The sequence below is a fragment of the Lactobacillus johnsonii genome, from assembly GCF_014058685.1.
In the GTDB taxonomy this organism is placed as follows: Bacteria; Bacillota; Bacilli; order Lactobacillales; family Lactobacillaceae; genus Lactobacillus.
On sequence record NZ_CP059055.1, the window covers coordinates 574,441 to 598,164 of the forward strand.

25 protein-coding genes are annotated in these 23,724 nt (G+C 33.5%); 20 read left to right on the forward strand and 5 right to left on the reverse strand.

Features of this window, described 5'->3' with window-relative positions; all coding sequences use genetic code 11:
- Positions 1–49: 49 nt before the first annotated feature.
- Genes H0I41_RS02645 through H0I41_RS02655 form a run of 3 tightly spaced genes read left to right on the forward strand, consistent with a single transcriptional unit; the run spans position 50 to position 2,355 of the window.
- Positions 50–616: a DNA-3-methyladenine glycosylase I gene (locus H0I41_RS02645; RefSeq protein WP_135014447.1), complete on the forward strand. Its 567-nt coding sequence runs from the start codon at positions 50–52 to the stop codon at positions 614–616.
- On the forward strand, positions 616–1,554 hold the full coding sequence (locus H0I41_RS02650) for an AEC family transporter (RefSeq protein WP_135014446.1): 939 nt from the start codon (positions 616–618) through the stop codon (positions 1,552–1,554). Before H0I41_RS02645 ends, H0I41_RS02650 begins: the two co-directional genes overlap by 1 nt.
- A 15-nt stretch (positions 1,555–1,569) precedes the next feature.
- Positions 1,570–2,355, forward strand: a complete 786-nt coding sequence (locus tag H0I41_RS02655) for a CPBP family intramembrane glutamic endopeptidase (protein WP_135014445.1) — start codon at positions 1,570–1,572, stop codon at positions 2,353–2,355.
- Positions 2,356–2,394: 39 nt separating this feature from the next.
- Here the strand turns inward: H0I41_RS02655 and H0I41_RS02660 are convergent, their stop codons facing one another.
- Positions 2,395–3,147 (reverse strand): MIP/aquaporin family protein, encoded by a 753-nt coding sequence (locus H0I41_RS02660; protein WP_004896866.1) that lies wholly within the window; start codon positions 3,145–3,147, stop codon positions 2,395–2,397.
- Between the two features lie 204 nt (positions 3,148–3,351).
- Here H0I41_RS02660 and H0I41_RS02665 point away from each other — a divergent pair, with 204 nt between their 5' ends.
- Positions 3,352–4,830: an MFS transporter gene (locus H0I41_RS02665; RefSeq protein ID WP_135014444.1), complete on the forward strand. Its 1,479-nt coding sequence runs from the start codon at positions 3,352–3,354 to the stop codon at positions 4,828–4,830.
- Between the two features lie 106 nt (positions 4,831–4,936).
- Positions 4,937–6,388: an MFS transporter gene (locus tag H0I41_RS02670; RefSeq protein WP_135014443.1), complete on the forward strand. Its 1,452-nt coding sequence runs from the start codon at positions 4,937–4,939 to the stop codon at positions 6,386–6,388.
- 69 nt (positions 6,389–6,457) lie between these two features.
- Here H0I41_RS02670 and H0I41_RS02675 read toward each other — a convergent pair whose 3' ends face one another.
- A complete protein-coding gene (locus H0I41_RS02675; protein ID WP_135014442.1) occupies positions 6,458–7,021 on the reverse strand; it encodes a CHRD domain-containing protein in 564 nt (187 codons plus the stop codon).
- Positions 7,022–8,073: 1,052 nt separating this feature from the next.
- Between H0I41_RS02675 and H0I41_RS02680 the strand changes: the two genes are divergently transcribed.
- The 3 genes from H0I41_RS02680 (at position 8,074) to H0I41_RS02690 (ending at position 10,267) form a co-directional block, all read left to right on the forward strand.
- Positions 8,074–8,400, forward strand: a complete 327-nt coding sequence (locus tag H0I41_RS02680; protein ID WP_135014441.1) for a helveticin — start codon at positions 8,074–8,076, stop codon at positions 8,398–8,400.
- Positions 8,401–8,627: 227 nt separating this feature from the next.
- Positions 8,628–9,056, forward strand: a complete 429-nt coding sequence (locus H0I41_RS02685; RefSeq protein WP_011161649.1) for a GNAT family N-acetyltransferase — start codon at positions 8,628–8,630, stop codon at positions 9,054–9,056.
- A gap of 125 nt (positions 9,057–9,181) precedes the next feature.
- Positions 9,182–10,267, forward strand: a complete 1,086-nt coding sequence (locus H0I41_RS02690; protein WP_135014440.1) for an ATP-binding protein — start codon at positions 9,182–9,184, stop codon at positions 10,265–10,267.
- Positions 10,268–10,311: 44 nt separating this feature from the next.
- On the opposite strand, the gene H0I41_RS02695 is transcribed toward H0I41_RS02690, so the two are convergent.
- On the reverse strand, positions 10,312–11,100 hold the full coding sequence (locus H0I41_RS02695) for a Cof-type HAD-IIB family hydrolase (RefSeq protein WP_135014439.1): 789 nt from the start codon (positions 11,098–11,100) through the stop codon (positions 10,312–10,314).
- 106 nt (positions 11,101–11,206) lie between these two features.
- On the opposite strand from H0I41_RS02695, the gene H0I41_RS02700 reads away from it, so the two are divergent.
- Positions 11,207–11,746, forward strand: coding sequence for a YagU family protein (locus H0I41_RS02700; protein WP_135014438.1), 540 nt, complete (start codon positions 11,207–11,209; stop codon positions 11,744–11,746).
- A gap of 40 nt (positions 11,747–11,786) precedes the next feature.
- On the opposite strand, the gene H0I41_RS02705 is transcribed toward H0I41_RS02700, so the two are convergent.
- Entirely contained in the window at positions 11,787–12,593 is an 807-nt protein-coding gene (locus H0I41_RS02705) for a Cof-type HAD-IIB family hydrolase (RefSeq protein ID WP_135014437.1), read from the reverse strand.
- A 104-nt stretch (positions 12,594–12,697) separates the two neighbouring features.
- Between H0I41_RS02705 and H0I41_RS02710 the strand changes: the two genes are divergently transcribed.
- A complete protein-coding gene (locus H0I41_RS02710; RefSeq protein WP_135014436.1) occupies positions 12,698–13,531 on the forward strand; it encodes an AraC family transcriptional regulator in 834 nt (277 codons plus the stop codon).
- A 108-nt stretch (positions 13,532–13,639) separates the two neighbouring features.
- Here the strand turns inward: H0I41_RS02710 and H0I41_RS02715 are convergent, their stop codons facing one another.
- The gene (locus tag H0I41_RS02715) at positions 13,640–14,974 is read right to left on the reverse strand and encodes a solute carrier family 23 protein (RefSeq protein ID WP_135014435.1); all 1,335 of its coding nucleotides are present in this window, start codon (positions 14,972–14,974) and stop codon (positions 13,640–13,642) included.
- A 418-nt stretch (positions 14,975–15,392) separates the two neighbouring features.
- Between H0I41_RS02715 and H0I41_RS02720 the strand changes: the two genes are divergently transcribed.
- The 10 genes from H0I41_RS02720 (at position 15,393) to H0I41_RS02760 (ending at position 23,707) form a co-directional block, all read left to right on the forward strand.
- Entirely contained in the window at positions 15,393–16,157 is a 765-nt protein-coding gene (locus H0I41_RS02720) for a DeoR/GlpR family DNA-binding transcription regulator (protein ID WP_004896873.1), read from the forward strand.
- 15 nt (positions 16,158–16,172) lie between these two features.
- Positions 16,173–16,601, forward strand: coding sequence for a galactose-6-phosphate isomerase subunit LacA (gene lacA / locus H0I41_RS02725; protein ID WP_004895552.1), 429 nt, complete (start codon positions 16,173–16,175; stop codon positions 16,599–16,601).
- 13 nt (positions 16,602–16,614) lie between these two features.
- Complete coding sequence (lacB, locus tag H0I41_RS02730) at positions 16,615–17,190, forward strand: galactose-6-phosphate isomerase subunit LacB (protein WP_004895550.1); 576 nt, start codon at positions 16,615–16,617, stop codon at positions 17,188–17,190.
- Between the two features lie 284 nt (positions 17,191–17,474).
- Positions 17,475–17,600 (forward strand): CAT RNA binding domain-containing protein, encoded by a 126-nt coding sequence (locus H0I41_RS09365; protein ID WP_228099745.1) that lies wholly within the window; start codon positions 17,475–17,477, stop codon positions 17,598–17,600.
- Between the two features lie 108 nt (positions 17,601–17,708).
- The gene (locus H0I41_RS02735) at positions 17,709–18,314 is read left to right on the forward strand and encodes a PRD domain-containing protein (protein ID WP_228099744.1); all 606 of its coding nucleotides are present in this window, start codon (positions 17,709–17,711) and stop codon (positions 18,312–18,314) included.
- Between the two features lie 12 nt (positions 18,315–18,326).
- On the forward strand, positions 18,327–18,683 hold the full coding sequence (locus tag H0I41_RS02740; RefSeq protein WP_086874706.1) for a PTS lactose/cellobiose transporter subunit IIA: 357 nt from the start codon (positions 18,327–18,329) through the stop codon (positions 18,681–18,683).
- A 51-nt stretch (positions 18,684–18,734) separates the two neighbouring features.
- A complete protein-coding gene (locus H0I41_RS02745) occupies positions 18,735–20,477 on the forward strand; it encodes a PTS lactose transporter subunit IIBC (protein WP_086874707.1) in 1,743 nt (580 codons plus the stop codon).
- Entirely contained in the window at positions 20,464–21,891 is a 1,428-nt protein-coding gene (lacG, locus tag H0I41_RS02750) for a 6-phospho-beta-galactosidase (protein WP_004896878.1), read from the forward strand. Before H0I41_RS02745 ends, lacG begins: the two co-directional genes overlap by 14 nt.
- 134 nt (positions 21,892–22,025) lie before the next feature.
- A complete protein-coding gene (gene glsA, locus H0I41_RS02755; RefSeq protein WP_004896879.1) occupies positions 22,026–22,946 on the forward strand; it encodes a glutaminase A in 921 nt (306 codons plus the stop codon).
- A 140-nt stretch (positions 22,947–23,086) separates the two neighbouring features.
- Positions 23,087–23,707 (forward strand): phosphatase PAP2 family protein, encoded by a 621-nt coding sequence (locus H0I41_RS02760; protein ID WP_069168975.1) that lies wholly within the window; start codon positions 23,087–23,089, stop codon positions 23,705–23,707.
- Positions 23,708–23,724 lie beyond the last annotated feature (17 nt).

Genomic DNA, 23,724 nt, shown 5'->3' on the forward strand with positions numbered 1-23,724 from the left:
TTTTATGTCTGTCTATTTTGCTATAATTGATAAAAATGAGGTGTAAGAAATGGAAAAAATTCGTTGTAGTTGGGGAAATAGTAAGAATTCACTCTACCGAAAATACCACGATGAAGAGTGGGGTAAGTTAAATCTAGATTCAACTTACTTATATGAAATGCTTGTATTAGAAAGTTTTCAATCGGGATTATCCTGGGAAACAATTTTAAATAAACGTGAAAATTTTCGAAAGGCATTTGCAAATTTTAACTATCATAAAGTAGCCAAATTTAATGAAGCTGATTTTGAAAGATTAATGCAAGACAAAGGAATTATCCGAAATCGACTAAAGATTAATGCTGCAATTAATAATGCGAAAGTTTTAGTTAAACTAGAAAACAACAATCAAACGTTCAAACAAATTCTAACTAAGTTTATCCCTGAACCAATAAATCACCATCCTAAAAAAATGGAAGATATTCCTGCTTCAAATGAATTATCTAACCAAATTTCAAAAGAAATGAAAAATCTCGGATTTAAATTTGTTGGTCCAATAACAATATATTCATTTTTACAGGCAGTTGGATTAATAAATGATCATATAGAAAATTGTAGTTTTAAGAATGGAGAACTGTAATGCCTTTACTACTACCGACAAAACAAGTAGTGATTATGTTTATTTTAATGTTTGTTGGATGGATTTGCTATCAGGTAAAATTTCTCCATGAACAAACAGTAAAAGATTTAACTAAGATACTTCTTTATGTGGTATCGCCATGCTTAATTATTAATTCTTTTCGCCAATCTTTTTCAGTTACTAGATTAATACAATTTAGTTTGATTTTTTTACTAGTACTTGTTTTATTTGTGTTCAAAATTATTGTAAGCTCGATTCTCTTTAACAAAAGAACAATTAAAGACGAGCAAAAAAGAACAATTCTACGATATGCTGGAACTTACACTAATGCAGGTTTTATGGGAATTCCCTTAGTACAAGCGCTTTTAGGGAATAATGGTGTATTTTTCGCAGTACCATATTTGATTATTTATAACATCTTTATGTGGACGCATGGGATTAGGATGTTTACTAGAAAAAAGCAATCATTTAAAGAAAGTTTTCATCAAGCTATAGTTAACCCTAATATCATTGCAGCTATTGTAGGGATGATATTATTTGTAATTCAAATTAAATTACCTGATATAGTTTCTGACCCTATGAATTATATTGCTAATTTGAATACTCCGCTAAGTATGATTGTTATTGGTACAAATCTTGGAGCTATTAATTTAAAAGAAGACTGGCATGATAAATTAGTTTGGAGTGGGGTATTAGTTAGAAACTTCTTTTTCCCATTAATAATTTTAGGCTTCTTACTAATTTTGCCACTTCCATCAATTGCTAAAATGACAACTTTAATTATGGCAGCTTGTCCGGTGGCAGGAGTAGTAGTGCTTTTTAGCTTAATCAGTAATTTTGAAGTAAAATTTCCTACTAAATTAATGTGTTTATCTACTTTAGTAGCCATTATTACCATTCCAGTCATAATTAGTTTTGCTAATTTAATGGGAATATAGGGGGAAAATGGAAAAATGAAAGAAAAGAAGAAGAACTATTTAGCAATCAATAAAACTAGTGTATCAATTAAGTGGCTCACAATAGCATCACTCGTCTATCTGCTAATCTATACTGAAGCTGGTCAGATAGTAACAGCATTTTCTGAAATTTGGGCTCCAATATTATATTTAGTGATTGTTTGCTTTTTAGCACTGGGAGCAAAAATATTTTATAAAACAGATCGTGTTTTTATTAAGTTACCTAAAGAGGGTAAAGTTAAGATCTTAACCATTATCTTTTGTATTATGTTAATGGCTTTATACTTTTTAATGAATCTGATTACAAGTTGGGTCCAGGTCTTTAATTTAATGCCTGAAATGATGTGGTCTTCCATTTGTGTTGCTTTAGCTGCTGGAATTGGAGAGGAATTTCTTTGCCGTGTAACTTTGTTTAATTTATTTACCAAGATTTTTGAAAATAAACAGTACGTTTTGCTTTGGTCGAGCATTTTTTCCTCAGTTTTATTTGGATTATTTCATTTGATTAACTTAGGACATGGGGCAGCGCTAGATGCAACTTTCCAACAAGTTTATTATGCAACTGCTGTTGGATTAGCTTTCTCCTATCTGCATATTTTTACTAATCGAATCTGGCCATGTATTCTAATGCATTTTTTGTTAGATTTACAACCCAATATTGCAAATATGAATGCTGAAGTTTCACCATGGGGTCCGATATTAATTATTTTTGGAATTGTAATAATTGTTTCGATAATTTGTATTTATGCCTTTAATAAAAGGATTAATAAAATTGAAAATTAAAAAAAGCAGATCGACTGATCTGCTTTTTTGTCTGAATAATTAAAGTCCAAATGGAATCTTGTAAAGGAAAATTCCAATGATTGCACCTAAGATAGGGGCAACTACAGGAACCCAACCATAGCTCCAGTGAGCATCCTTTTTATTAGGAATTGGTAAGATTGAGTAAACAAGTCTTGGACCGAAGTCACGTGCTGGGTTAAGGGCTGGGCCAGTTGGACCACCAAGTGCCATAACCAAAGCAGTGATTAAGAATCCTACACCGATATTGGCAATGTCAACTGCTTGTTTGAAGAACATACCCTTGTATAAACCGATTGCAACAAACATCAAGACACCAGTACCGACAAGCTCAGAAATGAAACCATTCCATTTACTGTTAACACAGTCACTAGTAGCAAAACATGCAAAAACAATGTTAGAGTCGGTAGATTTTTTGATGTATGGCCAGTAAATAGTGATAATAAGAAGTTGACCACAAATTGCGCCAAGAACTTGTGAAATAATGTAAGGTGTTACTTGTGCCCAAGGGAAGACACCAGCAGTAGCTTGAGCAAGTGTAACGGCTGGATTAAGGTGATTACCAGAAATTGATCCAAAAAGCATTGCTGGAAGCATAACACCAAAACCAAAACTGAAGGCAATTAAAATCCAACCCCCATTGGCTTTGCCATCATGAGCATTACCAGTAGTTCCTTTTAAAAATGAGTTGGCAACGGCACCGTTACCAAACATAACCATGATTAGTGTACCGAAAAATTCGGCAAAATACTTGAGCATCCAACTATGTTCCATAAGATACTTTTTTCCTCTCTTGAAAAAATAAGTGAAAAATAAACACAGCTACTGATTATACCTAAGTTTACAAAAAAAGCATAGATATTTTTTAAAGAATCTTGCAATTTTAAGCAAAAAGTTTGCATAATAAGAAGATAAATGTCCAAGCTCTAATTACAAAATGTAATAAGGGCTCTTTTTGTTGTTGAGGGAAGTGCTTTAATGAATAAAAAACAGATTACGATGGTGACTGTAGCGTTGATGTTAGGGAACGTTATGGCAGGTTTAGATGGAACTATTACTAATACGGCTATTCCTGCCATCGTTTCAGCGCTACATGGGATCCAATTTATGGGATGGATTGTGGCGATCTATCTCTTAGGAATGTCTGTTTCAATACCAATTTGGACAAAAATTGGAGAAAAAATTACTAATAAATTAGCTTTTGAGATTGCACTAGTGCTGTTTGTTTTAGGTTCAACGCTTGAAGGACTAGCACCTAATATCTACTTTTTCTTAGTTGCCCGAATGATTATGGGAATTGGTGGTGGAGGAATGGGGTCCTTGCCTTATATTATTGCAGGATACGTCTTTCCAAATATTAAGAAAAGAACTCAAGTTTTAGGATATTTGACAGCTAGTTTCAATGGAGCAGCAATTTTAGGACCTTTAGTGGGAGGTTGGCTAATTGATGCTCTATCATGGCACTGGGTATTTTATATTAATATTCCAATTGGTTTAGTTGCTTTGTTAATTTCCTTGATCTACTACAAGCCAGTTACACCAAAAACTGCCCCAGTTTTTGATTTACAAGGGGCGTTTTTGTTAGTAAGTGGTTTAATTATGTTTTTAATGGGAATCCAACTCTTGGGATTAACAGCAACTTGGATTGTAGTAGGGTTGATCCTATTTAGCTTAGTTTTACTGATCTTTTTCTTTTTGCATGAAGCTAAAGCGGAGAATCCAATTATTCCTTTATCTATTTTTAGTAATCATGATCTAAATGGTGATTTGATTTTATTTGCGACTACGTGGGGAGCTTTTATTGCTGTAAATACATATTTGCCAATGTGGGCTCAAGCTCTTTTAGGAATGTCGGCTTTAATGGGTGGGATGACGTTAATTACTAACTCCATCGTTGAAATTATTGCTTCTCAAACAGTTGCCACAATTCAAGAGAAAATTAGAACTTTTACGCCAGTAATGATTGGAATTGTTACAATGATGATTTCATCTGGTGGTCTTTTCTTAGCTAATGATCAAACTCCTCTCTGGATATTAATTTTGATTGGGGCATTTTCCGGCATTGGAGTAGGATTTATTTTTGTTGCACTTCAAGTAAAAGTACAAATCGATGCTGGAATGGAAGATATGGCAACTGCGACCTCAACTTCTTATTTAATTAGAATTTTAGCTCAAACTGTTATGGCAGCCGTATACGGGGTCATCATGAATTTAGCGTTAGCGAGTGGCATTAATACCCATTCAAATATCACGATGCATATGATGAATGAACTAAGTGACGCAAAATCAGCTAAATTATTGCCACAATCCTTATTGCCAGAAATGCGGAAAATTTTTCACAGTGGTATTCATGAAATTATGGCAGTCTCTTTTATTTTGTTGATAATTGCTACTGTCTTTAATTTTTATTTCAATTTTAGGCAGCCAAATAAAAAACTTAATAGATCATCAAAATAAAGCTTGTGTTTAAGGAATTAAGCAAGTATATTTTAGATAAGATTATTATCCTTGATTATTGCAAAATAATTGGGGCTTTTTATTTCATAGAAAAGTAGGTGTACTGATGACAAAAAAGCAAGTAACGATGGTCACATTTGCTATGGTTTTGGCAAATGTAATGGCGGGATTAGATAGTACGATTATTAATACAGCGATTCCAGCTATTATTGCAGACTTACATGGAATTCAATTAATGGGATGGATAATTGCTATTATGCTCTTAGGAATGTCTGTTTCAACCCCAATTTGGACTAAAGTTGGGGAAAAGATTGGTAATAAGTCGGCTTTTGAATTATCGTTACTCTTTTTTGTATTAGGGTCACTTTTTCAGGGACTGGCAAATAATATGTATTTTTTCCTTTTAGCTCGAGCTTTAATGGGAGTAGGAGCTGGAGGAATGGGCTCGCTACCCTATATAATGGCTGGTTTTATCTTTGATAATATTAAAGCGAGAACAAAAATTTTAGGTTATTTAGGGGCTGCCTTTAGTGTGGCAGCTATTATCGGACCACTAGTTGGTGGTTATTTGGTTGATTCACTTTCTTGGCATTGGGTCTTTTATATCAATATTCCGATTGGACTTTTAGCAATTTTTCTTTCATTACTCTACTATCGTGAAGGTACAATTAAAGAGACTCCAAAGTTTGATGTATTGGGCTCTTTCCTAATTATTGTTGGTTTAACTTTACTTTTATTAGGAATCCAACTTCTTGGTTTAACTAGCAGCTGGATTGTGATCAGCTTAGTCGTTGCTGGCATAGTTTTACTAGTCTTATTTTTTATGCATGAAGAAAATCACCCCAATCCAGTTGTACCGATTAGCATGTTTAAAAATCGTGCTTTAGTTGGAGATTTTTTACTTTTTATTTTTAGCTGGGGAGCTTTTTTAGCTGTAAATACCTATTTGCCAATGTGGGCGCAAGGATTACTTGGAACCACTGCATTACTTGGCGGGATGACGCTAATTCCTAATTCTTTAGTTGATGTTGTAGGGACTTTAGTAGTTAACCCCTTAAAAGCACGCTTTAGTAATCGAACTCTGCTCTCAATGGGATTAATTTGTATTTTGATTTCGTCTTTAGGTTTAGCACTAGCGCCGCAAAGTACTAACATTTGGTGGTTAGCTGGTATCGGAACTTTTTCTGGCTTTGGTGTGGGTTTTATTTTTGTTTTACTTCAAATAAAAGTTCAGGTTGATGCTAGTGAAAAAAATATGGCCCCAGCAACTTCACTCTCGTATTTAATTCGTATTCTTGCTCAAACGATAATGGCAGCTGTTTATGGTGTAATTATGAATATGGAATTAGCGCGGGGTGTAAGAGAGAATCATGGAATAACAATGAGCATGCTTAATAAATTAAGTGATGCATCTTCCGCAAAAAGTTTGCCGCAGAATTTACTTCCAACAATGAGAAATATTTTTCATTTAGGACTTCAAGAAATTATGTGGTGTGCGACCGCCTTATTAGTAATTGCAATTGGTTTAAATTTAGTATTTAACAAAAAGAGTAAATAAAAAGGTTGATAGATAATCGTTAAAGAAAACGACTATCTATCAACCTTTTACTTTATTAATTATTATTTACTAATTACTCTTTTTAATTTTGCCGACAGCTATTGGTAAAGTAACATGTGGACCATAGTTTAAAACGCTGCCTTGAACCGTATCTGGAAGAGATAAGCTGTTAGGCACGCCGTGAATATAAACTACGCGTTTATCTAGAGCTAGATCAGTTGTATTAAAGATTTCTTTAAAATGCTTCTTTAATTCATTTAAAGGAACATCAGCTTCGTATAGATAGTGACCATATTCATCAGCATGTGGATAAGAATCAGTAGGAATATTAATAGTTTCTGGATCTGCATTGAATGGAACCATCGTTGTACCTGATACCGGTTCAGTTTCTGGTAAATCGACAAAACCATCTCCGTTTAAGTCATTGTCCATTGTTGCTACATGAGCATCTTTACCATCAGGGAAACCATGGAAGTGTTGCCAGTGTTCGATGTTTGCTGGAGTGTCAAACATTTCAATCATAATATGTAGCGTATCTTGTTTCTCATCTTCAGTAAAAGTAGCAGTTCCGTGAGGAGAGCAAGCTATTTTTTCGGCATTAAGTGGTCCAATTTTAGCAATATATTTCTTCATTTTAATTTCCTTCCTAAAAAATTAAACTTTCAACTGTATTATAGAAAGGAAATTAAAATGAAGAAAATATGATGCTTAGAAATTATTGTTAGATAATGATAGGAGAAGATTTAACTATTAATGACGATATGATTCTCAATTATTTGTAATGTAATTAAAGAGGAGGACAAATTATTAGACGACGAACTTTCACTTATCATTGATATGACAATTAAACCAATACCTTTTATTGAGACGGTGCCAGATGTAAAATTAAGTTTGTCAGCAGAACAAGTTAAGCAATTGTGGTAGTAACGGGAGTAGCAGCTATTCTTGTAGTATTTAGTATAGCTGGTTTTTCAATTGCATCTTTGGGAGGAATCATTTCAGGATTATTGGTTTGATAAATTAATGTAATGTTTGCTTTTTATTATTTGATTATTGTATAAATCATAGTGTGAAAGCAACTTCTGATTTTGTTTCTTAGATATTATGAACAGAACAAAATAATATTTAACTTTATAATTTTGTTTAATCTTTATTGGTCCTGATAAAATAAGAAATTTTTTCGTGCTAATAATAAAATTGTACTTTTATTTTTTTAGAGCAATTTTCCAGATTTTTATCTTCTTGAAGCTGTCATCTAAGTTGCTTCTGTTTTGTATAGGATAATTGAGAGGAATGGCAATATTAGATGGAAGAAGTTTTGCATATATTAAACCAAGGAATAAAGAAATTAAACATGGACTTAAAAGTATCAAAAGAATGTATAAATTAAATCTAAAAATAGGATAAAAAGTAAATATTAATAAACAGATTATATAACTTACCCAATACACTATATATGAAAAACAATGTATGAGACGCAATTTGTGAAAATTAGGAAAAAATAAGTTAAAAAAGGCTGCCAAACTGCTACACTTAAATACATCCCATTTAGTTAAATGGGAAACAAAAATAGGGTTATCTTGTGAATTCATGAAAAACACCTTTCGAAAGTTATAGATGTTATGTTTTTAAAAGATGAAAAGTTGAATGTCAAAATTAATTAGTTTAAAGAAAAGAGGAGAGGATTGAGTACAAAGGACTATATAGAATTAGTAGAGCTGACTTTATGGATTATTAGTATTATTAGTGTGACTGTATTAGGGTATGTTCATTTTAAGGAAAAACAACAAATATATTTTATCCAACTTGCTAGACAGCTAATGATTGATTATGTATATTTTTATGATAAAGAACTTATCTCAAATGAGAAAAAGTTAAATAATGTAGTAAGAGCAGTTGTGACCAGCTTAGAGAAAAAAGGATTCGTAGTTTCTGAAAATGATGTAAAAAATATCATTGCTGGTATTGAAAAGATAGTAACTGACTTACGATTGAAACAGATTAATAGTTAAAGCAATAGGGGCGAGCAGACAAGCTTGTCCCTATTTTATATAGCATTAGAAATTTGATTTTTAAAGAAAAGTATTTTTTAATTAAAGAAGTAAATTATAATTTAGAAAAGAGAAGGATTCTTATTTTAGACGAACAACCCGCCCGATGGGGCTCTAAGAATTATCATAAAGTTAAAGATTTATATTATAGTGCTTTTCCAGAATGGGAAAGGTTTTCTTGGTTCTCAATGGTATTAATGAGTTTTCGAAGAAAACTAAAGCTGAATGCTGTCTATGATGGAGAAACATTTTGTGGGATGATTTGTTACTACATTAGTGATTCTACTGTGTACTTAGCCTATTTGGCTGTCACTGCAGAATTGCGTGGCAATGGATATGGAAGCAAAATTTTACATATGCTTGAAGAAAAATATCCAGAGCAGCAAATTGTATTAGATATTGAACCACTTGATCCTGATGCAGAGAATTATCATCAACGTGTTAGCCGATTGCGGTTTTATCAAAAGAATGGTTGGCGTAGAACTCACCAGATGTTAATCGATGCAGATGGTGAATTTGAAGCATTAGTAGATCAAAACCATTTTGATAAAAAAGATTTTGCCAAAACATTGAAACAAATGAGTTTAGGTTTTTATCGTTTTAGAATTGAAAAATAATATCTTTAGTCACTCAATAGTTGAGTGACTATTTTTTTATGAAAAAGTATAAAATAGTATAAAAATAGATTTAAAGTATAAAATAGTATAAAATAGTATAAAAATAATAATAGGAGGTGAGATACATGAACCCATTTAATCCTACATTTGGTGATGTGCCTAAAATATTTTTGGATAGAACCAAGCAATTGGATACTGTGATCAAGGGGTTAGAACATGAAACAAGTCCGTATCATACTACTTTGGTTTACGGATTACGGGGATCGGGAAAGACAACTTTTCTAAGTGACATCAGCAATCAAATGTCTAAAAAAGATAATTGGATTGTAATTAACTTAGCTGTTGGAGAAGATTTATTAATTACATTAGTAAAATTAATCTATGAACGGATGAACAATAAATTTCATAAGATATTTGATCAGCTAGATTGGCATTTTGAACTTTGGGGTATTAGCTTTAATAAGGAATCACAGAAGCTGGAAAGTAACGATGCAAGAATAATCTTAGAAGGAATTCTTAAGCAACTAAAGGCTAAGGGAATAAAAGTTTTAGTAACTTTAGATGAAGCTCAGTCTACAGTAGAAGTAAAACAATTTGCAACAACTTATCAACTAATGAGACGGGAAAAGTATGATATTTTTTTGATTATGACTGGCTTACCCTCAGAAGTATCTGAATTACAAAATGATGATATACTAACATTTCTTCTAAGAAGTGGAAGAATAACTTTAACGCCGCTTGATGCTATAAGTATGAAATATAGCTATCTCTCTGCTTTTACAAAAGGTAGAAGAAAAATTGATGATGTCGTTTTAACTAAAATGGTTAGAATGACGGCTGGTTATGCATATGCATTTCAATTATTGGGATATCTGGTTTGGGATACGGAAGATAAATTAATTACTGATAACACTCTGCAAACTATATTGCCTGAATATAAGGAAATGCTTTTTAGAAATGTATATGTAAAAGTTTACAGCTCATTATCACCAAAGGATAAAGAATTTATACAAGCTATGATTGAGAGTGATGAAGATAAAGTTGCTATTAGTAAAATAATGGCGAAAATGGATAAGCCTAAAAATTATATTTCTATTTATCGCCGTAGATTAATTGATGACCAGGTAATCATTAGTAAAGAACGGGGAAGTGTTGAATTTACGTTGCCATATTTTGCTGATTTTGTTGAAGAATTTGGTGATATGTATTAAAAAGTAAAAAGGCATGAAACGGGGGATTGTTTCATGTCTTTTTACTAAAGAATATTATCTGTAATGTAAGTAAGGACACCTTGGTCATTATTTGATGTAGTTGTATGATTTGCAATCTGTAAAACGGCCGGATCTGCATTTGCCATAGCAACTCCATCTCCAACTTCCTTAATCATTTCTAGATCATTTCCACCATCACCAAAAGCAGTCATTTCAGATAAAGGAATATTAAGTAGCGTGCCGAGCTCCTGTAAGCCGTGAGCTTTATGGATTCCAGGCTGAATGATGTCGATATCACCATGACCGCTGCTTGTAACATCGCAATAATCAAATAGGTTTTCTTTTAAGAAATTTACATAATAATCAGTTTTATCATCGGGACAAGAAATAGCAAATTTAACAATGTGGTCCTTAATATCTGCTAGATCATTAATTTTTTTAAGATGATAATAGTAGTGAGTTGATACATCATAGTAGCGGACTGAATATCTAATTGGAAAATACGCACTTTCGACTCCAGAAACTAAAAATTCTAGTTCTGGTTGTTTTAATAAAAAGTTGTAGATTACTTTACTTGATTCATCTGAAAAATAACTTAGTTTTAAAATTTCTTTTTGATTTCTAACAATCGCACCATTTTCCGCAACATAGATTACATCAGGAAAATCTTTAAAGAAAGAAACAAGTTGGTAATATTGATTGCCACTAGCAACAGTAAATTTAATATTCTTTCTTTCTAATTCTTGATAAATTTTAGTGAATTTGTCTTTATCATAAGTTTTATTATCATTTAAGAAAGTACCGTCCATATCAACGGCAATTAGTTTTGTCATTTAATATTTCTCCTTTAATTAGGTGTTAGTAGGGTATAAGATCTCAAAATATGTATTGATAAATTGAACTCATTTTCTATAATTAGTTATTAAAGAGGGGAAAACTATGAATAAGAGCTCAAATGGTTGGTGCGTCTTTTTAAAGAGCGTCTGGTTTGGTATTATTGCGGGAATGATCTCTGGAATGGTTAAGATTGGTTGGGAGAAAATCTTACCACCGAGAACCTTAGCACGTGATGTTGTTAATCCACCACAACATATGTTACAACAAATGGGTGCATCTTATAAATTTACTCATGCTTACGTAATTTATAATACTGATCAAAAAGTTTTCTGGGTTGCCTTAATTTTACACTTTAGCTTCTCAATTTTCTTTGCATGGCTTTTGATTTATATGGTCCAATTCAAGAAAACTGCTTGGGCTGGCCTGTGGGAAGGTGCTTTGTATGGAATCATTATTTGGGTCGCATGGCATTTAATTATTATGCCAGTTCTTGGTACAACGCCAGCACCTTGGCAAATGCCATTTGCGGAACACTTCTCAGAATTCTTTGGCCATATTGTTTGGGGTTGGTCAATTGCCGCAGTAGGCTACTACTTAATTGCTAAACAAAAGGTTAAGACTTTAACAAATCAATATTGGTAAAAACATCAATCGATCTTTCATTAGGAAGGTCGATTTTTTGTTAAAAAACAAATTTATCTAATGCTTTAGCAATCCCATCATTATCATTTGACGAGGTAATGTAGTCCGCATGATCTTTTGCTTCTTGGCTTCCATTGCCCATAGCAACTGCAGTACCAACAATATCAAACATTGAAATATCGTTCTTTTCATCGCCAAAAGCAATCATTTCATCTGGAGTAATGCCTATCTTTTCACCCAACTCTTTTAAGCCATTTCCTTTATTAACATTGGGATGTAAACATTCTAGGAAATGATCATCAGCTCGAACAATATAAAGATTCTTGCTAAATTTTTCTCTTAGAGTAGGTTCAACTTGATCGAGGATTTCCTTTGAACCAACAAAACATCCCTTTGAAATTTCAAAATTGTCGGGCATTTCATCAGGGGTTCGAATGAACATAGGGGCTGTATTTTCCCAGGCCTGAAGCAATTCAAAATAGTCTACATCATGATCAGCAGTAATAATTCTTGAATCAGGATCGACAATATTGAAAGGGACTTTTTGTTCTTTGGCAAATTTAGTTAAAGCACGATAAAGCGCATTGTTAACTAAATCTTGAGTCATTATTTTGCCATCAGCAGTTCTGGTGATTGCACCATTTAAAGTAACTGCATATTGATCACTGCCTTCAATACCTAGTTCTTTTATGAAATGTGCTAAACCTGCAATTGGTCGACCCGAACAAAGTACAACTTTAATTCCTAGGTCTAAGGCTTTTTTTATAGCTCTCTTGGTTGAAGGTAAGATTTTATTTTTTGAGCTTAAGAGCGTACCGTCTGTGTCTAAGGCAATTAGTTTAATCAATTTAATTCCTCCTCGTGTTTTATATATGATTAAGATATCATTTATAAATAGAGACTAAGTGTCGTTTTTGTAACTAAGAAGTAATTATTTTGAAAGGGATTACAATGATTGAACATGAAGAGGTTCAAAATAATCAGCGACTACCATTTTATTTTTATTATGATAATAAAGTTATGCAGCCGGAACATTGGCATCAGGGAATTGAGCTGAACTATTTAATTAAGGGAAAAGATCTTCGTTTTGCTCTTGAAGGACAGACTTATCATTTCAATAGTGGAGATATTTGGTTAGTTAATCGGCGTCAAATTCATAGTGCATCAGGTGAAGCAGGCGAATGGGAATATGAGGGGTTAATTATTGATGATGATTTTTTATTAAGTCAGTATCCGTCAAGTATTAACTGGAATCTTAACTTATTAGGTCAGAAGAGTACAAAAAAGAATCGGGCATATAATGAATTGGTAAAAGAGGTAGCAGAACTTGGTCGGTTATGCCGAAAACCATTAACTGATGCTCGTCGTTTTATAGTATTAAGTCATCTGATGAAAATTATTGTTTTACTTGATCAAAACTTTAATAATAAAGAGCAAGTTGTTCAAAGTCCCAATCTAGCTTTAGGGGATGAGATAATTAAGTATATTAACGAACACTTTCAAGAGGATATTCAAGTTGGTGATATTGCAGAAAAGTTTAATATTTCTCATGTGACATTAAACCGTCAATTGAAGCAGACTAATAACTTAAGCATGGGAAAATATCTAAAATTGGTTCGTTTAATGCATGCTAGAGAACTACTTTTGAATACAAATAAATCAATTGAATTAGTCGCTTATGAAAGTGGCTTTTCTAACACTAGAGTTTTAAATAGAAATTTTAAGTCTTGGAAACATAAGACTCCTACAGAGTATCGTAATGAATTTAGCAAATATTTTAGCTAAGAGAACTTGAGTATTATTTGTCAACTACACAGCAATTAAACAATATTTTTAGTGAATTAAAAAACTAGAGCTACATTACTTGCAGCTCTAGTTTTTTGAAATATTCAATTAATTAAAATATTTTTGTTCAGATTTTTCTTTCTTTTCAGCTTCAAGTGCTTTTTCACTGGCTGCTTGTTTAGGTAAGATCCAGTTCATTAACATACCAAAGATGGTACATAAAGCAACTGAAGTTAATTGGAAGTTACCAAGTTGTAGGTAGGCCCCACCAATACCAATAACTAAGATGACAGAAGCGATTAACATATTACGTTTTTCGCCAAAGTCGATTCTATCATCAACTAAAATCTTTAGACCATTAGATGCAATGGTTCCAAATAGTAAGAATGAAATACCACCAATAACTGGCATTGGAATTGATTCGATGACTGCAGCAACTTTACCAACAAAACTAAAGATAATTGCAAATACTGCAGCTCCTGCTAATACCCAAACTGAATGAACTTTGGTCATAGCTAAAACACCGATATTTTCACCGTAAGAAGTAGTCGGAGGACCACCGATAAAACCAGCAATAATTGTTGAAAGACCGTCACCCATCATAGTACGGTGTAAACCTGGATTCTTAAAGAAGTTTCTCTTAGTTAGAGAGTTAAGAACCATAATGTGTCCCATGTGTTCAGTCATTGTAACAAAGGCGATTGGGGCCATTGTTAAGATGGCTGCTGGATACCATTTGAAGTGGTAGCTAATTCCAGGTACATCTAAATCGGGCATTGAGAACCAAGCAGCCTTTGCTACTCCTGAAAAATCAACTATTCCTAGAACGCAAGATAGGGCGTAACCACAAACGATTCCAAGCATAATTGAAACTAAACTAGTGAAGCCTTTAAAACACATTTGGAAAATTAAGGTCATCACTAAGGTAAAGATGGCAACACCGAAGTAAGTTAAGTTGTACTTGGTACCTTTCATCATGGCATCATTTGCAGCAGTAGTTGCAAGAGATAGTCCAATTACGATAATGATTGGTCCTACAACAATTGGTGGTAAGACTTTGTTTACCCAATTAGATCCAACCTTTGCGATAACTAAGGCAACGATAACATATACTAACCCAGCTGCAATTGCACCTTGAGCAATTGCTGGATAACCGTCTTGCTTCATTAAAGCTTGCATAGTTGCAACGAAAGCAAAACTTGATCCTAAGTATGCTGGAATCTTGAAACGGGTTAGTAGCATATGGACTAAAGTACCCACACCAGATGAAAGAAGAGCAATACTTGGATTAATTCCGACTAAGATTGGAACCAGAACCGTTGAACCAAACATGGCAAACAAGTGTTGCATGGAAAGTAGAATTCCTTGTCCTAATTCTGGCTTCTCATAAACGTCTAAGATCGCATCATCATTATGAAATGTGTCTTTAGGCATCTTTTTCATAATTTCCTCCTTGAAATTAAAATCTTGATGACCTAAAGAAAAAACGACTATCTAAAGAGGATTCCTTTAAGATAGTCGTTTCTGTTTAAAACTATGTCAAAAAATAGTTTACGCGCAGATTTCCTTGATAGCCTCACGGGACTATATTAAAGGTCATCACATTATTTCTTTCTTAATTTAACTAAGATATAAGAAAAAAGTCAAGCATAAAATTAGCTCTGTTCTAAGTTGTTGATTTTAAAGTTTGTAAACATAAAAAAATTTTTTGTGTAAGCGATATCCTTGCTATAATACGGCTAAGGAGGACTATTTGGCTTTTTAAACAAATAATGAACATAAATTAACTTTGACAAACATAAATGAACATATATAATAAAGATGTAATGAGTTAGTTAGCCAAATAGAATTAAGGTGAATAATGCTTAAAAGAGAACGATTAAGAAATATTTTAGAAATTGTAACTGATAGAAAGTTTGTAACCGTTGATGAATTGGCTAAAACATTGCAAGTTTCAGACATGACGATTAGACGGGACCTTAATGAATTAAATACTACTGGTAAAGTGATGAGAATTCATGGCGGGGCACAGGTAATTTCTCAACAAGATTCTGTTGAAAAAAATTATATCCAGAAACGAGAAATTAACATCTCTGAAAAACAAGCGGCAGCTGAAGTTGCAAGTAAAATTGTTCAAGATGATGAAACAATTTATGTTGGACCAGGAACAACTTTAGAATTTATGGTTGCAAAATTGAATCAAAAAAACTTGCGAATTGTTACTAATTCTTTACCTGTTTTTGAAGCTGCTAAAAAGAATGCGAATAATTATGAACTAATTTTAATTGGAGGTTCATATCGTAGAGTTAGTGGGGCTTTTATTGGAGCGTTAGCAAACAATCAGTTAAGAGGAATATCTTTTGATCGGGGCTTTGTTGGCGTAAACGGAATTAAAGACACCTCGATGATGACAGCTAATTTAGAAGAAGGACAGACGCAAGGACTAGGATTAAATCGCTCACGTAAAAAATATGTTGTAGCTGATTATCATAAAATTAACCGCAATGATTTTTATGAATTTTACCATTTGTATGATGTAGATGGGTTAATTACAAGTCCTGGGCTTGATCCTGATATCGTAAAACATTACAGCCAAATCACGACTTTATATCAGGGTAGTGAATAGTGAAAGGAGAACAACATGAAAGTTGTTATTGGTAGTGACAAGAATGGTTTTGAACTAAAAGAAAAAGTAAAAAAATACTTAGAAGATGGGGGCTACGAGGTGCTAGATGTAACGCCAGAACCTGCAGAAGATTTTGTGGAATCTAGCTTAAAAGTAACTCACGAAGTATTAGAGCACGGTATTAAAAAAGCTATTATGTTTGATGAATACGGTGTAGGGTCTGCTATGGCTTCAAATAAGGTTAAAGGTATGGTAACTGCAGACGTTAATGAAGAAAGAACCGGCCATATGACTGCTATGCATAACGGCGCAAAGGCATTAGCAATTGGTAGTGGTATTGTTGGTGAAAAGCTTGCTGAATCAATCATTGACTATTATCTACATACTGAGTATGCGGCTGGACGTCATCAAGTTCGTTTAGATATGCTTGAAAAAATGATTTAGAGGAGGTATTGGAATGTTTGATAATGATAGACCACAACCAGAATTTGTAGACCCAAAGATTGATAAACATACTGTTGTTGCTTTAGGAAATGACCATATTGTCACTCCAATTAAAATGGCACTATCTGATCACTTGAAAGAGGAAGGTTATCAAGTATTAGATTTCGGTACCTATGATAATACTAGAACACACTATCCAATGTATGGAAAACGTGTTGCCGAAGCTGTTGCCGATGGTAGAGCTGATGTTGGTATTGTAATGTGTGGTACTGGTATTGGTATTTCAACGGCGGCTGATAAGAATGAAGGAATTCGGGCAGCCATGGTTGGTGATGTTGTTCAAGCTAAATATGCTAAGCGTGAATTAAATGCTAACGTTTTAGGGATGGGTGGTATTGTCTTAGGAAGAGACTTTATTTTCTATATTGCGGATGCATTTTTGAATGAAAAGTATCAACCAACTGAAGAAAATAAGAAGCTAATTGAAAAAATTGATAATATTGCTAAACCAAATCCTGATCAAAAGGATAACGAACACTTCTTTGATGAAGAAAACAAGAAGTGGGCTGAAGGAGTATATCACGATTAGGTAGAATGATCATTATTTAGCTTAAGATATAGATTTATAAACCGCACGTAGAAAGGAGATTAATTAATGATTAGTCTCTTTTTATTTAAACTACCAATAATAAAATAGTTATAATAAAAACGTTTACATTAAAGAGATAACATGCTATTATACATACGTAAGCAAAAATAAATGTGGATTGTAACTAATACGATTAGGCAAAACCGCGAACTTTTGATACAGACAACTGCCTGTAAGTCTGTATTGAAATTTCGCGGTTTTTTATTTTCCTGGAGGAGTGAGACATGGAATATCGAATAGTCCAAATATTAAACAATAATGTTGCAATTGTTCATACCAGGGATAATAAACAAAATATTGTTATGGGAAGGGGTGTTGCTTTTCATAAGCAAAAAGGAGATTTAATTTAGGAAGAAAATGTTGATAAGGTATTCGAAATAAAAGATAAGAATACCGTTAATGATCTAACAACTTTATTAGCAAATGTGCCATTAGATTTTGTAACAACGAGCTATGATTTGATTGATCAAGTACAAGCTAAATATAAATTTGCTGTTGAGCCATATATTTATGTGACCTTAACGACGCACCTATTTGGAGCATATCAACGTTTGATTAAGAACGAAGAAGACGTCAATTATTTGCCAGATTTAAGTGATGCTTATCCTATTCCATATCAGATTGCAGATGATATTATTACTGGTTTTCGAAATAGCTTAGATATTTCTTTTCCGGAATCAGAACATAAGAGCATCGCTCTTCACTTCATTAATGCCCATACTAGTGACGGTATTAAAGATGATAAGAATCAAATAGAAAATGATGAGATTATCGAAGTTGTTCAAGATGAACTGAATAGAAATGGAATATACAGAAGGCAAACGAATGCTAATGATTATGACAGGCTATTAGTTCATCTAAAATATTTTATTAATCGACTTAATAATAATGAACCAGATAGCTTACCAATCTCAGAAGGAATGATTGGTGAAATAGAAACTAATTATTCACAAGCATGGCACATAGTTCAGCGCATTAAAGAATTAATGGAGGAAAAATTACAAATAAAGTTGTCACTAAGTGAACAAACGTATTTAACAATTCATATTCAAAGATTAATTTAAGGAGAATTAGAAATGGATGCAGAAAATCAAATTACTAAAGAAGAAATTTCAATGACAGGTTTTTCAATTGTTGCTTATTCAGGAGATGCAAGAACTTATTTAATGGAAGCCATGGATAAGGCTAGTGAAGGAAAGATCACAGAGGCAAAAGAACTTGTTAGGAAAGCCGAAGAATCTATTAACCTAGCTCATAATGAACAAACTAAGCTCTTAAGCAAGGAAGCTGGAGGAAATGACTTAGATGTAACCTTCATTATGGTTCATGGTCAAGATACCTTGATGACAACGATGCTTTTAAAGGACCAGATGAAGACAATTATTAACCTTTATGAACGAGTAAATAAACTCGAAGGAAAAAATATTGAATAAAGTAATACTGATATGAGTATTTAAAAATTTTGTGAAAGAGGAGGAAGAAAAATGAATGGTTTTACCAAAACAATGGATAAGATGAAACCAAAATTTGAAAAAATTGCTTCTAATCCATATGTTTCTGCGGTTCGTGACGGTTTTATTGCCGCGATGCCAATCATTTTGTTTTCGAGTTTGTTTACATTGATTGCCTATGTACCAAATGCGTGGGGATTTTATTGGCCAAAATCAGTCGAAAATGCACTGGTCTTACCTTACAACTATTCAATGGGACTACTTGCCTTATATGTAACTGCAACTTGTGCAAAGAATTTAACTGATTATAAGAACTTGAAGTTGCCTAAGACAAATCAAATCAATTCAATGAATGTTATCTTGGCTGCAGAAATCTCATTTATTATTATTGCGATTAAAGTTGGCAAAAATGGGTTAGACTTAACTTATTTAGGCACTCAAGGATTAATTGCATCATATATTGTTGGTTTAATTGTTCCAAATATTTATTACCAATGTGTTAAGCACAATGTAACTATTAAAATGCCAGATGTAGTACCACAAAATATTGCACAGACTTTTAAAGATATTTTTCCAATGACATTTTCAGTTACATTATTCTGGTTAGTACAAATTGTCTTGAATCAATTATTTGGGGCTAATTTATCTGAAGGTGTGGTAAAAGTTCTTTCTCCACTATTCCACGCAAGTGATACTTATGGTGGTTTAGCTTTAGTTGCTGGTGCGATGGCTTTCTTCTGGTTTGTTGGTGTACAAGGTCCTTCAATTGTTGCTCCAGCTGTAGCTGCAATTGAAACGACTAATGTAGGTTTGAACCAACAATTAGTTCATGCCGGAATACAAGCTAGTCATGCTTTAACTATTAACGCTCAAGATTACGTTATGAATATGGGTGGTACTGGGTCAACTTTTGTAGTTCCATTTATCTTCTTACTTTTGGCGAAATCAGCTCAAAACAAGGCAGCAGGTAAGGCAGCAGTTATTCCTGGATGTTTTGGAGTTAATGAGCCTATTTTGTTTGGTGCCCCAATCATCATGAACCCAGTCTTCTTCGTTCCATTCTTGATAACACCGATGTTCAATGTTTGTGCTTATAAATTCTTCGTTCAAGTTCTTCATATGAACGCCTTATACAACACTCTTCCTTGGACAGTACCTGCACCAATTGGTATTATCGTATCCTCTGGTTTTGCTGGCTTATCATTTGTTTATGTGATTTTGACCTTAGTTGTTGATACTTTAATTTGGCTTCCATTCTTTAAGTTTTATGACAACGATTTGTACAAGCAAGAGCAAGCTAAACTTGCTAAAGAAGAAGCTGCTGGTGTAACTACAGTTCCTACTACTGATTCAGAAGCAACTCTTGCAGCTACTGATAAAGAAGCTAAAGATGGCATAACTAAAGACACTAACGTTATGGTTATCTGTGCCGGCGGTGGTACTTCCGGAATTTTGGCTAAAGCATTAAACAAGATGGCAAAAGAACGTAATTTACCTCTTCATGCTGCAGCTCGTGCTTATGGACAGCATATGGATATTATTAATGACATGGACTTAATTATCTTAGCTCCACAAATGGATAGTATGAAAGGTAATTTGCAAGAAATTGCTGATCATGATGGCTCAAAATTAGTTACGACTACGGGACGTCAGTATATTGAATTAACTCAAAATTCTGATAAAGCATTTAAATTTGTAGTCGATAGCTTAGCTGGTAAAAATGATGAAAAGAAAGATGAAGATACGACAGGAAGTGTACCAAATGCAACAATTTAAATTTCCAAAAGATTTTTATTTCGGTGGAGCAACTGCTGCTTACCAATGTGAAGGCGCAACTAAAGAAGATGGTAAAGGTGAAGTGATTTGGGATAAGTACTTGCGTGAACAGGGGACCATTAATCCTGATCCGGCCTGTGATTTTTATCATCGTTACCCAGAAGATTTAGATCTATGTAAAAAATTCCATATTAATGCAATCAGAGTCTCAATTGACTGGGCAAGAATTTTCCCAGAAGGTGAAGGAAAAATGGAGCCAAGAGGCGTGGAATACTATCACAAGCTATTCAAAAAATGTCGTGAAGATGGTGTTGAACCTTTTGTAACCCTTCATCACTTTGATACTCCACAAGCTCTGCAAGATAAAGGTGGATGGTTATCACAAGAAATGCTGGATGCATTTGTTGAATATGCTAAGTTTTGCTTTAAAGAATATGCCGATGAGGTTAGATACTGGATTACAATTAATGAACCAACTTCAATGGCTGGTCAGCAATATGTTAGTGGAACTTTTCCTCCAGCATATAAAGATCAGTTTGATAAATGTTTTGAAGCAGAATATAACCAGAACTTAGTCCATGCACGAATCGTTAATGCCTATAAAGAAGCTGGATATACAGGCCAAATTGGTATTGTTCATGCTCTTCAAACTGTCTACCCAGCAACTGATAGTGAAGGTGACAAGCATGCTGCCGAATTAAAAGATGTGTTGGAAAATAAGTTTTACCTCGATGGAACTTTAGCCGGTAAATATTCTAAAGAAACTCTAGCTTTAGTTAGAGAAATAATTGAAGCTAATGATCAGAAGATGATTGATATTAAGCCAGAAGATGAAAAAGTTCTCTTAAAGGCCGCTAAGCAGTTAGACTTTGTGGGAGTTAACTATTACTTCTCGAAATTTATGAAGGAATATCATGGCGCCACAGAAATTGTTCATAATGGTACTGGTAAAAAAGGAACAGATGTCAATCGAATGAAGGGTGTTGGTGAGGAGATTCATCCAAAGGACTTGCCAGCAACTGACTGGGACTGGATTATTTATCCACAAGGGATGTATGATCAATTAAAACGTATTTATGATGATTATCCTTTAGTTCATTCAATGTATATTACTGAAAATGGTATGGGCTATAAGGATAAGTTTGAAGGTGAAGACAAGATAGTTGATGATACACCTAGAATTAAATATTTAAGAGATCATATGGAACAAGTAGCTAAGGCAATTGAAGCTGGTATTCCAGTTGATGGTTACTTTGTCTGGTCATTACAAGATATGTTCTCTTGGACTAATGGTTATTCAAAACGATATGGCTTATTCTATGTCGATTTTAAGACCCAGAAACGTTATGCAAAAAAGAGTGCATATTGGTATAAAGAACTAGCAGAAACTAGAGAGATTCCTCCGATTGATTAAGGCAAGTTAATGAAAAGTTACGTATTAAGTAGGTACGTAACTTTTTTAGTAATAATAAATGCAAATATTTCACCTAATCAATTGAATCGACTATGCTTAAAGTGAGAGTGTATTTTCATAGAAAAGAGATAGCTATGATTCAATTAGAAAAATTAGTTAAGAAGAATTTGCCTAAAGAAAAAGAAGGAAAAGTTGCTAGCTATATTCCAGCTTTAGCTGAAGTTAATCCTAAGCAACTCGGAATTGCCTTATACGATTTAGAAGATGGTGAAGTAGGTGAAGCAGGCCAAAGTGAAGTACGTTTTGCAATTGAAAGTATTTCTAAGGTAATTACCTTAATGCTTGCTATTAAAAAGATGGGCATACAAGAAGTATTTAAACATGTAGGCTCCCGTCAAACGGGCTTTGCCTTCAATTCAATTCTAAATATGGAAATTGAAAGAGCTAAGTATCCGTTGAATCCTTTTATTAACGCTGGAGCAATTGCTACAACTTCGATGGTAGTAAGTAAGACTGGTGACGATGCATTTGAAGAAATCTTAGATTTTGCTCGTGATATTTGTAATGACCCAGATCTTTACTTAGATCAAATAATTTATCATTCTGAAAGACGAACGGGTAATCTAGATCGGTCGTTAGCATATTATATGGAATCTAAAAACATGATGCTGGGGGATGTAGTGACTAGTCTTGATACTTACTTTAAGCAGTGTTCAATGATGGTGACTGCACGTTCTTTAGCAAATTTAGGGGCTGTTTTAGCTAATGGCGGTGTAAAACCATGGGACAACAAACGCATTATCCCTGATGAAGAAGCTCGTTGTATCAAGTCATTAATGATGACAACTGGCCTATATAATCAATCAGGCACCTATTCACGACTAATTGGTGTACCAACGAAGAGTGGTGTTGGTGGTGGTCTTATGTCCGCTGCACCTCACAAATATGGAATTGGGATCTTTAGTCCGGCCTTAGATAAAGATGGGAACAGTATCGCAGGTTTAGATTTGTTGAGAGATATTGTTGATGGATTAGAGCTAGATATATTTGATTAAGTAAGAATTGAAAAATTAATATTTTAGAAGCTAAGCATGCGGTAAGTGCTTAGCTTTTTTGTTAAATTATAACGGATTGTGTTGAGCTCTTTAGATAAGTGGTAAAATAAGAAAAAACATTATTGAAAACAGGAGTAAAAATGAAAAGATATTCAAAAGCGATATATTGGGGCTTACCCATTAGTTTGATTCTCGCCATTTCGATTATTTTACACTTAGGTTGGATTAATGCCTTTGATAATTTCTTTGAAGGATTAGTTCACATTGTTCCTAATTTAAAGGGATTGATGCTAAAGATTACATTTTTAGCAGATACCAAGGTTGACTTGATCTGGATGGTATTAATTGCAGTAATCTTATGGTTTAGAAAACAACGTCCTCTTGCGACTAACTTAGTTTTAACAATGATTACAGGGGATGCAGTTGGTTGGGTAATTAAGCATTTGATTCAAAGAGCTCGTCCTGTACAGCACTTAGCAGTTGATGATGGATTTAGTTTTCCTAGTGGTCATACTTTAGGTATGGGGATGATTGTTATTTGGATCATTATGGTGCTTTTACCAGTGGTATTGAAAGATAGAACTAAACGTTTTTGGATTGATTTTCTATTGATCGTTTGGCTAGTTATTGTAATGATTTCTAGAGTATATGTTTATGCTCACTATCCATCTGATGTTTGCGGTTCAGTTGCTATCGCTTTAACTTGGGTTGGAGTAATGCAATTTGTCTTTGAAAAGATTAAGCAAGTAGTAAATAAATAGTTAACAAAATAGGGTTA

Bases quoted from the DNA above. Each gene is read 5' to 3' on its own strand.
- H0I41_RS02645 (WP_135014447.1), top strand. From the start codon at position 50: ATGGAAAAAATTCGTTGTAGTTGGGGAAATAGTAAGAATTCACTCTAC.
- H0I41_RS02650 (WP_135014446.1), top strand. From the start codon at position 616: ATGCCTTTACTACTACCGACAAAACAAGTAGTGATTATGTTTATTTTA.
- H0I41_RS02655 (WP_135014445.1), top strand. From the start codon at position 1,570: ATGAAAGAAAAGAAGAAGAACTATTTAGCAATCAATAAAACTAGTGTA.
- H0I41_RS02660 (WP_004896866.1), bottom strand. From the start codon at position 3,147: ATGGAACATAGTTGGATGCTCAAGTATTTTGCCGAATTTTTCGGTACA.
- H0I41_RS02665 (WP_135014444.1), top strand. From the start codon at position 3,352: ATGAATAAAAAACAGATTACGATGGTGACTGTAGCGTTGATGTTAGGG.
- H0I41_RS02670 (WP_135014443.1), top strand. From the start codon at position 4,937: ATGACAAAAAAGCAAGTAACGATGGTCACATTTGCTATGGTTTTGGCA.
- H0I41_RS02675 (WP_135014442.1), bottom strand. From the start codon at position 7,021: ATGAAGAAATATATTGCTAAAATTGGACCACTTAATGCCGAAAAAATA.
- H0I41_RS02685 (WP_011161649.1), top strand. From the start codon at position 8,628: ATGGTATTAATGAGTTTTCGAAGAAAACTAAAGCTGAATGCTGTCTAT.
- H0I41_RS02690 (WP_135014440.1), top strand. From the start codon at position 9,182: ATGAACCCATTTAATCCTACATTTGGTGATGTGCCTAAAATATTTTTG.
- H0I41_RS02695 (WP_135014439.1), bottom strand. From the start codon at position 11,100: ATGACAAAACTAATTGCCGTTGATATGGACGGTACTTTCTTAAATGAT.
- H0I41_RS02700 (WP_135014438.1), top strand. From the start codon at position 11,207: ATGAATAAGAGCTCAAATGGTTGGTGCGTCTTTTTAAAGAGCGTCTGG.
- H0I41_RS02710 (WP_135014436.1), top strand. From the start codon at position 12,698: ATGATTGAACATGAAGAGGTTCAAAATAATCAGCGACTACCATTTTAT.
- H0I41_RS02715 (WP_135014435.1), bottom strand. From the start codon at position 14,974: ATGAAAAAGATGCCTAAAGACACATTTCATAATGATGATGCGATCTTA.
- H0I41_RS02720 (WP_004896873.1), top strand. From the start codon at position 15,393: ATGCTTAAAAGAGAACGATTAAGAAATATTTTAGAAATTGTAACTGAT.
- lacA (WP_004895552.1), top strand. From the start codon at position 16,173: ATGAAAGTTGTTATTGGTAGTGACAAGAATGGTTTTGAACTAAAAGAA.
- lacB (WP_004895550.1), top strand. From the start codon at position 16,615: ATGTTTGATAATGATAGACCACAACCAGAATTTGTAGACCCAAAGATT.
- H0I41_RS09365 (WP_228099745.1), top strand. From the start codon at position 17,475: ATGGAATATCGAATAGTCCAAATATTAAACAATAATGTTGCAATTGTT.
- H0I41_RS02740 (WP_086874706.1), top strand. From the start codon at position 18,327: ATGGATGCAGAAAATCAAATTACTAAAGAAGAAATTTCAATGACAGGT.
- H0I41_RS02745 (WP_086874707.1), top strand. From the start codon at position 18,735: ATGAATGGTTTTACCAAAACAATGGATAAGATGAAACCAAAATTTGAA.
- lacG (WP_004896878.1), top strand. From the start codon at position 20,464: ATGCAACAATTTAAATTTCCAAAAGATTTTTATTTCGGTGGAGCAACT.
- glsA (WP_004896879.1), top strand. From the start codon at position 22,026: ATGATTCAATTAGAAAAATTAGTTAAGAAGAATTTGCCTAAAGAAAAA.
- H0I41_RS02760 (WP_069168975.1), top strand. From the start codon at position 23,087: ATGAAAAGATATTCAAAAGCGATATATTGGGGCTTACCCATTAGTTTG.